Source organism: Caldicellulosiruptor bescii DSM 6725 (genome assembly GCF_000022325.1).
Classification (GTDB): domain Bacteria; phylum Bacillota; class Thermoanaerobacteria; order Caldicellulosiruptorales; family Caldicellulosiruptoraceae; genus Caldicellulosiruptor; species Caldicellulosiruptor bescii.
The window spans coordinates 902,853-918,113 of the sequence record NC_012034.1; the positions used below are offsets into that span (position 1 = coordinate 902,853).

Below are 15,261 nucleotides of genomic sequence, written 5' to 3' on the forward strand. Positions count from 1 at the left end.
TGCGGGTATGCCTCAAAGAAAAGGTATGCCCGCTCCAAAATAAAAATTTTTAAAAGTTGCAACAAATCAAAAGATGTGGTTTTAAACTTTCTTGACATAAAATAATTTGAGTGTTATTATATTTGAGTGTAATTTTACACCTTCCATGTAAAAGAGGGAGGAAGTGAATTTGTCATCATCAGACATTGAAGCTTTAAAAACTTCACCAAAGACAGTTGGTGCGCGTCAGACTGCCCAAGCTATCCAAAAAGGCAAAGCGAAGGTTGTTTTTGTCGCAAAGGACAGCGATGAGTGGGTAGTGAGGGATATAATAGATATGTGCAAGCAAAAAGGGATAAAACTTGTGTTTGTGGATTCCAAAAAAGAGCTTGGCAAAATTTGTGGTATAAGTGTGGCAGCATCGTCTGCCGCAATAATTGAATAAGATTTTTTCAAGGAGGTGCAAGAATGCCAACAATAAACCAGCTTGTTAGGTACGGCAGAGAGAAAAAGGTTGAAAAGTCAAAGGCACCAGCGCTTCAAAAGGGGTTTAACTCTTTGAAGAAGAAATATTATGATATCAGCTGTCCTCAGAGAAGAGGAGTTTGTACAGTTGTAAAAACTGTTACGCCTAAAAAGCCAAACTCAGCTTTAAGAAAAGTAGCAAGGGTAAGACTTACAAATGGTATTGAAGTGACAGCGTACATCCCTGGTATTGGTCACAACTTACAAGAACACTCAGTTGTGCTTGTAAGAGGCGGAAGAGTCAAGGACCTGCCAGGTGTCAGATACCACATTGTAAGAGGTACCTTAGACTGTGCTGGTGTTGCTAACAGAAGACAGGGCCGTTCCAAATATGGTGCAAAAAGGCCAAAACAACAAGCAGCAGGCGCTGCAAAGAAATAAAATATGTAAAAAGTATACGAAAAGAGCAGCATGAATATTTACAGTTTTGTAGAAGGAGGGAAATAGCTTGCCAAGAAAAGGACCGGTTAAAAAGAGAGAAATATTGCCGGACCCGGTATATAATGATAAGGTGGTTGCAAAGCTTATTAACAAAGTTATGTATGATGGTAAAAAATCAATTGCGCAGAAGATTGTATATGGTGCGTTTGATATTATAAGAGAAAAAACTGGCAAAGACCCACTGGAAGTACTTGAGGCAGCTCTTAATAATGTAATGCCTGTATTAGAAGTTCGTCCAAGAAGAGTTGGTGGTGCAACATACCAGGTGCCAATTGAGGTTGCACCAGATAGAAGGCTTTCTCTTGGAATTAGATGGCTTGTTGAATATGCGAGAGAGAGAAAAGACAAAAGGACAATGAAAGAGAAACTTGCAGCAGAGATTATGGATGCAGCTAATAATACAGGTGGCGCAGTCAAAAAGAAAGAAGATACACATAGAATGGCAGAAGCAAATAGAGCATTTGCACATTACAGATGGTAATACTATTTTGACAAGGAGGACAGAAGAAATTGCCCAGGCAGTTTCCGCTTGAAAAAACAAGAAATATAGGTATTATGGCTCATATAGATGCGGGGAAAACAACAACAACAGAAAGAATTCTCTTTTACACAGGTAAGGTTCACAAGATGGGTGAAGTCCACGAAGGAACTGCTACTATGGACTGGATGGAGCAGGAACAGGAAAGAGGTATTACAATTACCTCTGCTGCTACAACATGTGAGTGGAAAGGTCATAGAATAAACATTATTGACACACCAGGACATGTGGACTTCACTGTTGAGGTAGAGAGGTCTCTGCGCGTGCTTGACGGTGCAATTGCTGTGTTTTGTGCCAAAGGCGGCGTAGAACCCCAGTCAGAGACTGTTTGGAGACAGGCTGACAAATACCGTGTTCCAAGGATAGCTTATGTTAACAAGATGGACATAATGGGTGCAAATTTTTTCAATGTCATTGAGATGATGAAAGAAAGACTTGGTGCAAACCCAGTTGCAATCCAGGTTCCAATTGGGAAAGAGGATACTTTCAGAGGTATTGTTGACCTTCTAACAATGAAGGCTATAATCTATGTTGACGACCTTGGAAAAGTATCTCAGGAAACTGATATTCCAGAGGAAGTAAAGGATATTGCTGAAGAATATAGGATTAAACTTTTAGAAGCTGTAGCTGAGACTGATGAAGAGATTATGGTGAAATATTTAGAGGGTGAAGAGATTACAGTTGAAGAGCTCAAAGCTGCAATAAGAAAAGCTACAATCAACATGCAAATGACACCTGTACTTTGTGGTTCATCATATAGAAACAAAGGTGTTCAGCCACTTTTAGATGCAGTTGTTGATTATCTGCCATCACCTGTTGACATTGCTGCAGTAAAAGGATTTTCACCTGATACTGGCGAAGAAATTGAAAGAAAAACAAGTGAAGATGAACCATTCTGTGCACTAGCATTTAAGATTATGTCTGACCCATATGTTGGTAAACTAACATTCTTGAGAGTTTACTCAGGTGTTCTTCATGCAGGATCATACGTTTATAACTCAACAAAGAACAAGAAAGAAAGAGTAGGAAGACTTTTGCATATGCACGCAAACCACAGAGAAGATGTTGATGCGGTATATGCTGGTGATATCTGTGCAGCAATTGGTCTTTCCAATACTACAACAGGTGATACCCTCTGCGATGAAAATCATCCAATTGTATTAGAGTCTATGGAATTTCCAGAACCTGTTATACAGGTTGCTATTGAACCAAAGACTAAAGCTGACCAAGAGAAGATGGGTATTGCACTGCAAAGACTTGCAGAAGAAGACCCAACATTCAAAGTATCTACAAATCACGAGACAGGACAAACTCTCATTGCAGGTATGGGAGAACTTCACCTTGAGATTATTGTTGACAGAATGAGAAGAGAGTTCAAGGTAGAGGTAAATGTAGGTAAACCTCAGGTTGCTTACAAAGAGACAATCAAGAAATCTGTCAAGGTGGAAGGTAAGTATATCAGACAGTCTGGTGGTAGAGGTCAGTACGGTCACGTTTGGCTTGAGCTTGAACCACTTGAGAGAGGTGCAGGGTATGAGTTTGTCAACAAGATAGTCGGTGGTGTGATTCCGAAAGAGTTTATACCATCTGTCGATGCAGGTGTCCAGGAAGCAATGCAGTCAGGTGTTTTGGCAGGATATCCTGTTGTGGATGTAAGAGTTACACTGTTTGACGGTTCGTACCACGAGGTTGACTCGAGCGACATGGCGTTTAGAATTGCAGCAGCTCAGGCGTTCAGAGAAGGCATGAAAAAGGCAGACCCAGTACTCTTAGAGCCTATTATGAAGGTGGAGGTTGTTGTACCTGAGGAGTACATGGGTGATGTCATGGGTGATATCAACTCCAGACGTGGAAGAATTGAGGGTATGGAACTTAGAGGAAATGCCCAAGTCATTCGTGCATATGTTCCGCTTGCAGAGATGTTTGGTTATGCAACAGACCTGAGGTCAAAGACACAGGGTCGAGGAACATACACCATGCAGTTTGACCACTATGAAGAGGTTCCAAAGAATATTGCTGATAAGATTCTTGAAATGAAGAATAAATAAGTGTTAAAATAATCTTAAACTGCGGTTGCAATTTTCAAAATTCACATAAATAAAATATTATTGTGAAGGAGGATAAAATCAGGATGGCAAAGGCTAAATTTGAAAGAACAAAACCACACGTAAACATAGGTACAATTGGACACGTTGACCATGGGAAAACAACATTGACAGCTGCAATTACAAAGGTTTTAGCTCTCAAAGGTAAAGCACAGTTTATGGCTTATGACCAGATTGACAAGGCTCCAGAGGAAAGAGAAAGAGGTATTACAATCAACACAGCACACGTTGAGTATGAGACAGATGCAAGACACTATGCACACGTTGACTGTCCAGGTCACGCTGACTACGTTAAGAACATGATAACAGGTGCTGCTCAAATGGATGGTGCAATCTTAGTAGTTTCTGCAGCAGACGGTCCAATGCCACAGACAAGAGAGCACATTTTGCTTGCGCGACAGGTTAACGTTCCATACATCGTTGTATTCCTCAATAAGGTTGACATGGTAGATGATCCAGAATTGATTGAATTGGTAGAAATGGAAGTAAGAGAACTTCTTTCTAAGTATGGCTATCCAGGAGATGAAGTACCAATAGTAAAAGGTTCAGCTTTGAAGGCTTTAGAGTCAACATCACAAGATCCAAATGCTCCAGAATATCAGTGCATCTTAGAGCTCATGGATGCTGTTGACAAATACATCCCAACACCACAGAGAGACATTGACAAACCATTCTTGATGCCAATTGAAGACGTGTTCTCAATCACAGGTAGAGGTACTGTTGTAACGGGTAGAGTTGAAAGAGGAACACTCAAGACAGGAGAAGAGGTTGAAATTGTAGGTTTTGCTCCAGAGCCAAGAAAGACAGTTGTTACAGGTATTGAGATGTTCAGAAAAGTATTGGACGAGGCTGTTGCTGGTGACAATGTAGGGTGCCTTCTCAGAGGTATTCAGAAGAATGAGGTTGAAAGAGGTCAGGTTCTTGCAAAGCCAGGCACAATTAAACCTCATACAAAGTTCAAAGCACAGGTTTACGTTTTGACAAAAGAAGAGGGAGGAAGACATACACCATTCTTCAATGGTTACAGACCACAGTTTTATTTCAGAACAACAGACGTTACAGGAACAATCACACTACCAGAGGGTGTAGAGATGTGTATGCCTGGCGACAACGTTGAGATGACAGTTGAACTTATCTCTCCAATTGCTATTGAGTCAGGACTCAGATTTGCTATCCGCGAAGGCGGAAGAACAGTTGGTGCAGGTTCTGTTACAACAATAATTGAATAATCAAAAAAGCCCAAGCCTAAGGAAGAGAAGTGTTAAAGCTTTCTAAAACTTAGGTTTGGGCTTTTTTTGGCTCAAAAAATTTTGTGCAAGGTAAGGTGCTTCAAGGAGGTGTTTTTAAAAAAACCGTATGGCACGAATAAGAGAGTATTATCATAATATGATTCAAAAACTTAAGTCGCATCAGACAGAAGAGTATATGATTGATGAGTTTGTCTACAACACACTGAAAGAATTTTCGGTAAATCTTAATAAGGAAATAGCAATTGTTTTGAATAGAAAAGGAAGAATTGAAGAAGTCATAATAGAAAAAAAGGAATTCGCTGAACTGGAAAACCAGGATTCTTTCCCTAAAAAGGCGGCATTAATCTTTACAAGATTATCTTCAGTATCACATCCGTCAATGCTTGACCTGTCCACTCTTATAATGAAAAAGTATGACTATGTAATGACAATCTCTCTCAAAACAGAAGAAGCTACAATAGCTTTTTGGGGAAGGTATTTAAAAGAGGTTGAAACGATTGGACCGCACAGAATAGAGTATTTTTATAATCTTGATATCTCATCCAAGATTTCAGAAATGGATGAAAAACAGAGGGAAAGAGAAAAGATTCACGAGACTTTGACAGAAAAAGAGGAAAGGGCTTTGCTTGTTGATGTGTGGCCAAAAAGTTCGTCTGAACTTGACAGGCACTTGCTTGAAGAGCTTGAGAGTTTGTGCAAGACAGCAGGGGTTAAAGTTGTTGACACGGTAGTGCAAGTAAGAAGGAGCATAGACCCTGCATACTTTATAGGAAGAGGTAAAGCAGAAGAGATACTTTCAATCTGCCAGCAGAAGGACATTGACGTTGTGATATTCAACAGAGAGCTTTCACCTGCTCAGATAAAAAACTTAGAAGAGCTGCTTTTGAGAAAAGTGATAGACAGAACTGATGTGATACTTGATATATTTGCAAGGCGTGCAAAGACCAAAGAGGGGAAACTTCAGGTAGAACTTGCACAGCTTTTGACCCTGCTTCCGCGCCTGCGTGGAACAGGAGTGCTGCTTTCAAGGCTTGGTGGCGGAATTGGGACAAGAGGGCCTGGTGAGACCAAGCTTGAGATTGACAGGAGACATATCCAGCGCAGGATTGAAGAGATAAAAAAAGAGCTTGAAAAGGTGAAAAAAAATAGAGAAGTTCAGAGGAAGAGCAGGGTAGAAAACCAGGTGCCGGTTGTATCAATAATTGGTTACACAAACGCAGGCAAATCTACCCTCATGAACAGAATTTCAAAAGCAGATGTTTTGGTGGAAGACAAACTGTTTGCAACACTTGATACTACAACAAGACGAGTGTACCACAAGGGCAAAGAATTTTTGCTCACAGATACTGTTGGGTTTATAAGAAACTTGCCGCATCATCTTGTTGAGGCATTTTCCTCAACATTAGAAGAGGTCAAGTATTCAAACCTTATACTGAACGTTGTGGACGTTTCTGACCCGTTTTATTATGATCATATAAAAGTGTCTGAGGATTTATTAAAACTGCTTGGAGCAGAAAATATCCCTCTTATAAGGGTTTACAACAAGATAGATAAAGTGGACCTTTCAAGTGTGGATGTGTTTGACAATGTACCGCATGTATTTATCTCTGCTCAAGATGGCAGAGGCATTGATACTTTGCTTGATATGATCATTGAGAGGATTTAGTTGTAAGAAATTTGTTGAATATGGTGAATAAAGAGGGTATTATTAAAGTAGGGGGAAATTTTTATTAAAATAAATAAAAGAAAGGGGTTGTCCGCATTGCTTATCAGAAATTGTGCTGGTGGAGTTGTGTTCTACCAGGGAAAAATCTTTATCATGAAGAACGAGAAGGGCGAATGGGTGTTTCCAAAAGGTGTTATTCGAAACGGCGAGATTGCGCCCGAAGTTGCGGTAAGAAGGGTTAAGGAAGAAGTTGGGATTGATGCTTCAATTCTCTCTACAGCAGGTCAAACAAGCTATGAGTTCTATTCTGTCACACGTCAGAGACCAGTTTGTAACAAGATTATATGGTATATTATGGAAGCAAAATCTCCAGAATTTTTAAAAGAGAACAAGGAAGAAAACGTTTTTGATGCTGGATATTTTGATATTGAAGAGGCTATCCAGAAGATTACTTACAGCCAAGACAAGGCTCTGGCATCTTGTGCATATGAACAGTACAAACAGCTTGTGAATATTTAAATCACAATTTATAATATATATGGTACAAAATTTTGACGGGCTGTCATTTGATTTAACATAAAATGACAGCCCTTTTTGATGTAGAAATAGTTATATAATTAATTATGGCAAAGGGGCTTAAAATAAAAAATGGGATTTAAAACCGTTGCACAAAATGTCCGAGTAGAATTTGTTGAAAAAAAGTCAAGGTTCATTGCATCAGTTTTCAGGGTAGAAAATCAGCATGAGGTTAATACCTTCCTTGACAAGGTCAGAAAAGAGTTTTATGATGCTACGCACAACGTGTATGCCTATACATATGGTATTGAATATCCTGTGCAAAAGTATTCTGATGATGGGGAGCCGCAAGGTACAGCCGGGCTTCCTGTCATGGAGGTAATAAGAAAGAATAATGTTTCAAATGTTCTGATTATAGTAACACGCTATTTTGGCGGAATCCTGCTGGGTGCGTCAGGACTTGTCAGGGCATACACTCAGGCAGCTAGCTTGGGACTTGAAAAAGCGGGTATTTTGGAGTATCATGAGTGTGAAGAGGTTGTGCTCAGCATAGAGTATTTTGATTTTGATAAGATTAAATGGCTTGCTTCAAGGTTTAATACAAAGATAGAAAAGATTGAATATTCGCAAGTTGTGGATTTGTTGCTGACAATCAAAAAAGAAGAGGTTGATGAGTTTATAAAGAACGTTTCAGATATTACATCCGGCAATTTCCTGGCTGACAAAAAAGGGATAGTTTTAAGAGCAATTTAGGAAAAAGGATGTGTATATGCTGTGTACAAGAAAGAAAATGTGTATAGATACCTTTTTGCAAATCCACTTTATTTTGTTCAGAACGTTTCGCTTCTTAACAATTTTGTAGCAGGAATAGTAGTGTTTTTGGTATATATTGCACTTTTTACAATCTATGTTTACTTTCAGATAAGAAAAGGGTATGAAATTATGCCTGGGGAAGCAGGTCTTGTTTTTTTCACGGACAGGATAAAATCTGATTTAGAGAATTTAAGACTGGCAAGGCTTATCATTACCCTTTTTTCAAACCAAATTTTTAAGCTTTTTATGCTGGTAATTATAGTCTTTTTAGCAGCTTCCATTGCTACAACAAAAAGAGCTAATGTTTCACAAGTGATAACCACACTGACAGTATCGTATCTTCTTCCGTCATATATATTTTTAATAGGTATTATCTTCTGGTTTTTACCAATTGGCTATGCAGTTTTTAAAGTGTCAGAGATGTTTTTCTTGATATCCGTTTATGAAGCACTTTCAAAGGGTTTCGGAATAACAAGGGCAAAGGCCTTGGCAGTAGTATTTGTAATTGTGCTTTTTTACAGTTTGCTTTATATATATTTGCCTTCAGTCTTTCTTACGCCTTTTCTGATATAGAAGGATAAAATAAACGCTGAGAAAATATCCTGCTGAAAACAGGATAATGAAGATTTGCATTGAAGTTATATTCAGATAAATAAGTATGGTAAATATAAGCAAGCACACAACTGCAAATTGGAATATGAGAAAAATTATCCTTTTTTCAAGAATAAATTCAAACTCAAGCTTCGATATCTTTTCAATCATTATGATGCATGAAATAAAAGCAAATAGATTTGAAATCCAGATATAAGGGGTTTCACTTTTGAAAAGTAATATTGCCGGGATATAGGCTATCAATCTTGCTACTGTCAGTACTGTATTTAAAATAAAATTAAAATAGACCTTGTCAAGTGCATTAAGTAAACTTGAAAGTACAACAGAAAGATAATAAAATGCTATTGCAGGTGCAATGTGTTTAAGATACACTCCTGCTTGAGGGTTTTTGTATAGCAAATTACAAATCTGTACAGGAAAAAGTAAAAATATGCATGTTGCTGGCAATGAAATAGCAATGGTAAGCAAGAGAAAAGAGTTTATTCGAGAGTTTAGAATTTTTGTGTTTATCTTTGTTTCAGAGATGGTAGGAACAATTATTATGGATAGTGAATTTATTATTACAAGTGGCAAGGTTGCTGCTGGGAAGCTCATTCCATTAATTATTCCGTAGATAGAAATTGCTTGAGTTTTTGTATTACCAATGATTTCAAACATTTTAGGAATTATCATGTTTTCGACCGATTGAAAAATCATTCCAAGTACACTTGCTGTGGCAAGCGGCACAGATACTTTGAATATATTAGAGGAAATCTGCACAATCTCAGAAAGCTTAATCGAAAATCGAATATTTTTGTATTTGAGCTTGTATGATATCCAAAGGAAACTCAGACTTGAAAGTTCTCCTATAAGAATTCCTAAGAAAGACAAAAATAGCTTTGTGTCAAGCGAAGATGACTTTGCTACTGTTAAAAAAATGGGACAGGTGATGGAAAGTCTGACGATATTTTCAAATACTTCTGCCAAGGCAGGTGGAGTAGGATTTTGAATGCCATAAAAAAAGCCTTTTAAAATAGCTGACTGTGTTACAACCACAATACACACAATAAGAGGGTATACTAAGTGTTTGAGATGTGGAGTAGCAAATACAATATCACAGAAAAATGGGTTTAATGCACAAAACAATAAGGCAATTATAACGCTCCAGAAAAAGAGTATCCTGCCCATCACAAAGACAACTTTTTCTTTTAGTCCAGCTGGACAGCAGTTTTCAGCAATATATTTTGAAATGGCTGTCAAAATTCCACCGCTTGATATGCTGTAGAATAGATAATAAAGTGTCATGCCAAATGTATAAAGTCCCATGCCAACAGAACCAATTCTGCGCGATATGAATATTCTATAAAAGAAAAATAGGCTATATGTTAATATATTACAAAGTGTAAGTATTACGATTTGCTTTAAAATCTTTTTATTCATCTTTCTTTCATCACAAGCTAATCTTTGTTCATTATTAAATCTTATGTACCAATTTCATTTGACATTAGCTTTAAATCTAATTTATAATTCCATATTGAGCACAATAGGAGTTTAAAAAGTAGGGGGAAGTAAGAATATGGCTGGACATTCAAAGTGGGCGAATATAAAACACAAAAAAGAAAAGACAGACGCACAGAAAGGGAAACTTTTTACAAAACTTGGTAGAGAGCTTATGGTTGTAGCAAAGATGTACGGCCCTGATCCTGAGACAAACCCGAAGCTCAGGGATGTAATCGCAAAAGCTAAGGCAAACAACATGCCCATGGATAAGATAATGGGGTTTATAAAGAGGGCAGCTGGTGAGATTGACACAACAGGGTACGAAGACATTACGTACGAGGGCTATGGACCTGGTGGAGTTGCAGTTATTGTTGAGGCAATGACAAACAACAGAAATAGAACTGCAGGTGAACTTAGACACATTTTTGACAAAAATGGTGGAAATCTTGGTCAAACAGGCTGTGTTTCATGGATGTTCAGCAGAAAAGGTGTCATAGTTATTGAAAAAGAAAGTTTTCCTGATGAAGACTTTGTGATGGAAAAGGCGTTAGAGTATGGTGCTGAGGATTTTACCTCAGAAAATGGTATATATGAAATAATTACATCACCTGAGGATTTTTCAAAGGTCAGAGAAGGTCTTGAGAAGGAAGGTTTTACATTTATAAGAGCTCAGATAGAGATGATTCCCCAGACATATGTAAAGCTTTCAAGTGAAGATGCCCAGAAAATGAGAAGACTTATTGACATGCTTGAAGATAACGATGATGTAAAAGAGGTTTATCACAACTGGGAAGAAGATGAAGAGTAAACTTTATGTATAGCAGTGGGTTTGGCAGGGAATAATAGTAAAAAAAAGTTTGAGTTATTGATGGGGGCTACAAGAAATGAAACTGTATTTTAAAACTGCCACGCTCACTGCTATTATTATTTTCTTGTTTATAGTGTCATTTGCAGTGGGGTTTACTATTACATTAGAAAGAGGAAAAGTAAAGTCTGAAAAGGATATAAAAGGTAGGAATGTAACACAGATTGCATATATAAACAAGGACATAGAAGGCAGAATAGCTGATAATACTTTGTTTGTTGTAAGAAAATATTTTAAAGGATGTGGACACGTCATTGAAGAGAAAAAATTAGTACCAAAAGAATATGTAGGGATGTCAAAACAGGACTTTAAAAATATGTTTGCAGGATGGGAAATAGATGCATTTAGCTCTAAGTATGTGGTGATAAGCCGAGTATTTGACGGATTTTGTCCCAACCATTTTATAATTTCTATAAAAGACGAAAGAGTAGCTATATTTTATTCGCAACCTGTAGATGGTGATACTCTAAAGCTCATTACTCCAATTAGTATTGAGAACTTACCAGAACAAGAGGTCAATGATTTAAAAAAAGGAATCGTGGTCAACTCGTTTGAAGATGCAATAAAGATAATTGAGGATTTTGGGAGTTAAAAAATTTTATGTAACACAGTTTACCCATAATTCATATTATGTCAATAGAAGAAGACATAATATAAATTATGGGAGGTAGGAATGTATGTCAGAAGAATTGGATTTGAGGTATGAAGGTCATGAGCATCATTACCACGACATTTGTGAGCACATGAGAAGATACTTGGGTGAGACAGTTACAGTGTTCACAGAAAGCGGAGGAGAAAGCGGACAGGGATTTACAGGTGTTTTGGCACTTGTCACACCAAGGTTTATAAGGCTTATTGTAACTATAGGGACACCACCAGATGACCCCTTCTGGTACAGAGGCTATGACTCAAGAGAAGAGTTTGGTGAGCATCATCGAAGAGAAAGATGTTGCCCGCCACGCAGAAGATTTTGTGGCCTTGGTTCAATAGTTGACATTCCATGCAGAAAGATAGTTGCATTTGTTCACAATGCTGTATAAAAAAGTCTTAAGAGGCTGGCACAATTAAAACTGCCAGCCTTTATTTTACATAATTAATAAGCTTTCCAATCCCCTCAATTTCAACTTCAACAACATCTCCTTTTTTCATACTTCCAATGCCAGAAGGTGTTCCTGTAATTATCACATCAAAAGGTTTTAAAGTCATTATAGAACTTATATAACTTACAAGCTCCTGAACGGTGAAGATGAAATTGCTTGTATTGGAATTTTGAACATGTTTGCCGTTAAGATAAGTTTTGATTGGACTGTTGTTTGGGTCAATTTCATCTGTTATAATAGGACCAAGTGGCAAAAAAGTATCAAAAGATTTTGCTACAGTCCACTGACCGTTTTTTGGCTGAAGATCCCTTGCTGTCACATCATTTGCGCACGTGTAGCCAAGTATGTACTCATCTGCCTCTTGTGGTTTTACATTGCGACACTCTTTTTTTATAACCACCGCAAGCTCTCCTTCATAGTCCACCTGGCTACTCATGTGCTGCGGATAAATTATACTGTCGTTGTGACCAATCACACATGTCGGAGGTTTTAGGAACAGCACGGGACTTTCAGGAAGCTCAAGTCCCAGCTCTTTCGCATGGTCTTTGTAGTTAAGACCTACACATACAATCTTTGAAGGCTTGACAGGCGGCAAAATTTTCAACTCCTCTATGGGATAAGATTGGTCGCTTATTTTAAGTGGGGCAAGACTTTTCAAAACCTTCACTGAGCTGCCTTCAACAAGTCCGAAAAATGTTTTGTTTGCATAAGAAAATCTTCCAAGCTTCATCTATCTTTAGCACCTCTCAATAATGTAAAATATAATTTGGTTAAAATTATATAATATCCTGACCAAAAACACAAATAATAAATTGCAAGTAGCCTCTTGTAAACTTTCATTTTAGGTGATATAATAAGATTGTTAAATTTTAAACGAAATTTAATTTTTGAGTGATTAAAGGTTTAATATTTTGGGTATTAATTAAAATAGTATTTTTGGAGGATAATAATATAAGAAAGTTTTAAATATGATTTTACAGGTGGTGATTTAATTGCCAAAGGTTCTTCGAGCTGATAACATGAACAAGTGCTTGGGGTGTTTTACATGCATGCTTACATGCGCAGCGGTGAACCATAACAATCACAACCTTGCAAAAAGCTCAATAAAAGTTAAGACAAGAGGAGGACTTCAGAGTAAGTTTGCAGCAACAATTTGTGTTGCGTGCAAAGAACCAGCGTGTGCAGAGGCTTGTCCTACAAATGCGCTTGTAAAAAGGCCTGGTGGCGGTGTTAAGCTAATCGAAGAAAAATGCATTGCATGTGAAAAATGTGTTAGCGCGTGTATAGTTGGCTCAATTCACATGGACTATGACAGGAAAATTCCAATTGTTTGCAAGCACTGTGGAGCATGTGTGAGAATGTGTCCACACAATTGTCTTTCAATGGAAGAGGTGAGTGAGTAAGATGATAGGCAAAGACTTTATAAGAGTGCTTTATATAGACCTTACAAACAAAAAAGCAGACATTCAAGAAAGGAAGGATCTTTATAAATACTTAGGCGGAGCAGGTGTTGCTGCAAAGCTTTTAGAGGAAAATATGAAAAAAGGTGTTGACCCTTTGCATGAAAGCCAGCCGTTAATCATTTCAATCGGACCTCTTTCAACAATCTTTCCTGTTGTGACAAAAGCTGTAGCAACCTTCATTTCACCTCATACAGGCGAGTATGGTGAAAGCCATGCAGGTGGAAGACTTGCAATGGCTATAAGAAATGCGGGATATGATGCAATAGTAATAACAGGAAAGGCTCAAAAGCCAACATACCTTGTCATTACAGATAAGAATATTGAATTTAAAGATGCAAGGGCTATGTGGGGACTTGACATAGAAGAAACAGGAAGAGTGATAAGAGAAAGAGAGCCAGGTCCAGGAAAAAGAAGCATAATCAGAATTGGCAAGGCAGGGGAAAACCTTGTAACATACTCTTGTGTCAACGTTGATACTTACAGACATTTTGGAAGGCTTGGGATTGGTACGGTCTTTGGCAGCAAGAACCTCAAAGCTATGATGATAATGGGAGAAGAGGACTTGCCAATTGCCAACCTTAAAGAATACTTTAAGACTTATCAGGAGATATACAAAAAAGTTACACAGACAGATGCAATGGCTAAGTATCACGAGCTTGGAACACCTATGAATATCAAAGTTCTAAATAGCATAAGTTCTCTTCCAACTAAGAATTTACTTCAGTCAACATTTGAGCATGCGGACGATATCTCAGGTGAGACATTTGCTGAGAAAAACCTTGTCAGAAAGGTTTCGTGTGTAGGATGTCCTATTGGATGCATCCATATAGGACAGTTCAGACGCGAGTTTGACAAGGGATATGAGTATGAGTCCATTTCTGTCTCATATGACCATGAACTTATATACGCACTTGGAAGCCTTTTGGGGATAAAGACAACAGACGAGGTATTGCAGATTATAGAAGAGGTTGAACTTGCAGGACTTGATGCTATCTCAACAGGTGTTGTATTGGCATGGGCAACAGAAGCGCTCAAAAAAGGACTTATCTCAAGAGAAGACACTCTTGCTGACCTTGAGTTTGGCAACACCATGGAGTATGTTAAAGCAATCGACAATATTGCAGATAGAAGCAACGAGTTTTACTACACAATTGGCAAAGGTTTGAAAGAAGCTGTGAAAAAATATGGAGGAGAAGAGTTTGCACTTTTGTATGGTGGCAATGAGATGGCAGGATATCATACAGGCTATGCATTTGCGCTTGGTCAAACAGTTGGTGCAAGGCATTCTCATTTAGACAATGCAGGTTACTCTTATGACCAGAGTGCAAAAGAATTAAAAGATGAGGAAATAATAGATTATGTAATTAATGAAGAAAAAGAAAGGGCAGTGCTCACATCACTATGCATATGTCTGTTTGCCCGAAAGGTGTATGACAGGTCAACCATCTTGAAAGCGTTAAATGCTGTTGGTATAAACTGGACAGACGATGACCTCACACGACTTGCGAATGATGTATTTTTCACAAAACTGAAAATCAAAAAAGAGCTTGGATATTCACTTGAAAATTATAAGTTTCCAAAGAGAATATTTGAAACACCGACAATGTGGGGTAAGATGGATGAAGAGAGGTTAAATAGGCTTTTGAAAATGTATATCGAGAGGGTGGAAAAGGAATATGAAGATTGGAGTAGAGGTAAATAGTTTTTTTGGAAGGTACGGCAGCAAAATAGGGAAAATGGAAGTTGAGATTGACCCGAACACAAATGTAGAAAAGCTTCTTGGAAACTTAAACATTCCAAAAGACAAAGTAGGATTTGTGATTGTCAATCAAAAAAGAGTTGACTTTGACTATGTTTTGTCGGAAAATGATAGTGTGTATATAACTCCATTTGCAACTGGAGGCTAATT

General features: G+C 37.9%; 17 protein-coding genes. 15 read left to right on the forward strand and 2 right to left on the reverse strand.

Translation table 11 applies throughout. The features are described from left to right. The first annotated feature begins 169 nt into the window (after nt 1-169). The 9 genes from ATHE_RS04035 to ATHE_RS04075 all read left to right on the forward strand — a co-directional run bounded on the left by ATHE_RS04035 (nt 170) and on the right by ATHE_RS04075 (nt 8,406). Nucleotides 170-424, forward strand: a complete 255-nt coding sequence (locus tag ATHE_RS04035; RefSeq protein WP_013430775.1) for a L7Ae/L30e/S12e/Gadd45 family ribosomal protein — start codon at nt 170-172, stop codon at nt 422-424. A gap of 23 nt (nt 425-447) precedes the next feature. Then, nucleotides 448-885, forward strand: coding sequence for a 30S ribosomal protein S12 (rpsL, locus tag ATHE_RS04040; RefSeq protein WP_013290052.1), 438 nt, complete (start codon nt 448-450; stop codon nt 883-885). A 67-nt stretch (nt 886-952) separates the two neighbouring features. Next, nucleotides 953-1,426 (forward strand): 30S ribosomal protein S7, encoded by a 474-nt coding sequence (rpsG, locus tag ATHE_RS04045; protein ID WP_013290053.1) that lies wholly within the window; start codon nt 953-955, stop codon nt 1,424-1,426. Nucleotides 1,427-1,455: 29 nt separating this feature from the next. Then, nucleotides 1,456-3,531, forward strand: coding sequence for an elongation factor G (gene fusA, locus ATHE_RS04050; protein ID WP_015907356.1), 2,076 nt, complete (start codon nt 1,456-1,458; stop codon nt 3,529-3,531). A gap of 83 nt (nt 3,532-3,614) precedes the next feature. Next, nucleotides 3,615-4,817: an elongation factor Tu gene (gene tuf, locus ATHE_RS04055; protein WP_013403741.1), complete on the forward strand. Its 1,203-nt coding sequence runs from the start codon at nt 3,615-3,617 to the stop codon at nt 4,815-4,817. A gap of 157 nt (nt 4,818-4,974) precedes the next feature. Further along, a complete protein-coding gene (hflX, locus tag ATHE_RS04060) occupies nt 4,975-6,504 on the forward strand; it encodes a GTPase HflX (RefSeq protein ID WP_015907357.1) in 1,530 nt (509 codons plus the stop codon). A 96-nt stretch (nt 6,505-6,600) separates the two neighbouring features. Then, nucleotides 6,601-7,023 carry an NUDIX hydrolase gene (locus ATHE_RS04065; protein ID WP_013403739.1) on the forward strand — a complete coding sequence of 141 codons (423 nt, stop codon included), beginning with the start codon at nt 6,601-6,603 and terminating at the stop codon, nt 7,021-7,023. Nucleotides 7,024-7,152: 129 nt separating this feature from the next. Next, nucleotides 7,153-7,773 (forward strand): YigZ family protein, encoded by a 621-nt coding sequence (locus ATHE_RS04070; protein ID WP_015907358.1) that lies wholly within the window; start codon nt 7,153-7,155, stop codon nt 7,771-7,773. 21 nt (nt 7,774-7,794) lie between these two features. Further along, complete coding sequence (locus ATHE_RS04075; protein ID WP_015907359.1) at nt 7,795-8,406, forward strand: hypothetical protein; 612 nt, start codon at nt 7,795-7,797, stop codon at nt 8,404-8,406. On the opposite strand, the gene ATHE_RS04080 is transcribed toward ATHE_RS04075, so the two are convergent. After that, complete coding sequence (locus ATHE_RS04080) at nt 8,377-9,864, reverse strand: oligosaccharide flippase family protein (protein WP_015907360.1); 1,488 nt, start codon at nt 9,862-9,864, stop codon at nt 8,377-8,379. The genes ATHE_RS04075 and ATHE_RS04080 overlap by 30 nt on opposite strands. 136 nt (nt 9,865-10,000) lie before the next feature. Between ATHE_RS04080 and ATHE_RS04085 the strand changes: the two genes are divergently transcribed. The 3 genes from ATHE_RS04085 to ATHE_RS04095 all read left to right on the forward strand — a co-directional run bounded on the left by ATHE_RS04085 (nt 10,001) and on the right by ATHE_RS04095 (nt 11,829). Further along, the gene (locus tag ATHE_RS04085; RefSeq protein ID WP_015907361.1) at nt 10,001-10,732 is read left to right on the forward strand and encodes a YebC/PmpR family DNA-binding transcriptional regulator; all 732 of its coding nucleotides are present in this window, start codon (nt 10,001-10,003) and stop codon (nt 10,730-10,732) included. Between the two features lie 76 nt (nt 10,733-10,808). Beyond that, the gene (locus tag ATHE_RS04090; RefSeq protein WP_013433105.1) at nt 10,809-11,381 is read left to right on the forward strand and encodes a BofC C-terminal domain-containing protein; all 573 of its coding nucleotides are present in this window, start codon (nt 10,809-10,811) and stop codon (nt 11,379-11,381) included. An 85-nt stretch (nt 11,382-11,466) separates the two neighbouring features. Continuing rightward, nucleotides 11,467-11,829 carry a hypothetical protein gene (locus tag ATHE_RS04095; RefSeq protein ID WP_015907362.1) on the forward strand — a complete coding sequence of 121 codons (363 nt, stop codon included), beginning with the start codon at nt 11,467-11,469 and terminating at the stop codon, nt 11,827-11,829. Between the two features lie 40 nt (nt 11,830-11,869). On the opposite strand, the gene ATHE_RS04100 is transcribed toward ATHE_RS04095, so the two are convergent. Then, complete coding sequence (locus tag ATHE_RS04100) at nt 11,870-12,619, reverse strand: fumarylacetoacetate hydrolase family protein (RefSeq protein WP_015907363.1); 750 nt, start codon at nt 12,617-12,619, stop codon at nt 11,870-11,872. 262 nt (nt 12,620-12,881) lie between these two features. On the opposite strand from ATHE_RS04100, the gene ATHE_RS04105 reads away from it, so the two are divergent. Genes ATHE_RS04105 through ATHE_RS04115 form a run of 3 tightly spaced genes read left to right on the forward strand, consistent with a single transcriptional unit; the run spans nt 12,882 to nt 15,259 of the window. After that, the gene (locus ATHE_RS04105) at nt 12,882-13,292 is read left to right on the forward strand and encodes a 4Fe-4S binding protein (protein ID WP_013403731.1); all 411 of its coding nucleotides are present in this window, start codon (nt 12,882-12,884) and stop codon (nt 13,290-13,292) included. A gap of 1 nt (nt 13,293) precedes the next feature. After that, complete coding sequence (locus ATHE_RS04110; protein ID WP_015907364.1) at nt 13,294-15,054, forward strand: aldehyde ferredoxin oxidoreductase N-terminal domain-containing protein; 1,761 nt, start codon at nt 13,294-13,296, stop codon at nt 15,052-15,054. Then, nucleotides 15,029-15,259 (forward strand): MoaD/ThiS family protein, encoded by a 231-nt coding sequence (locus ATHE_RS04115; RefSeq protein WP_015907365.1) that lies wholly within the window; start codon nt 15,029-15,031, stop codon nt 15,257-15,259. Before ATHE_RS04110 ends, ATHE_RS04115 begins: the two co-directional genes overlap by 26 nt. Nucleotides 15,260-15,261: the final 2 nt, after the last annotated feature.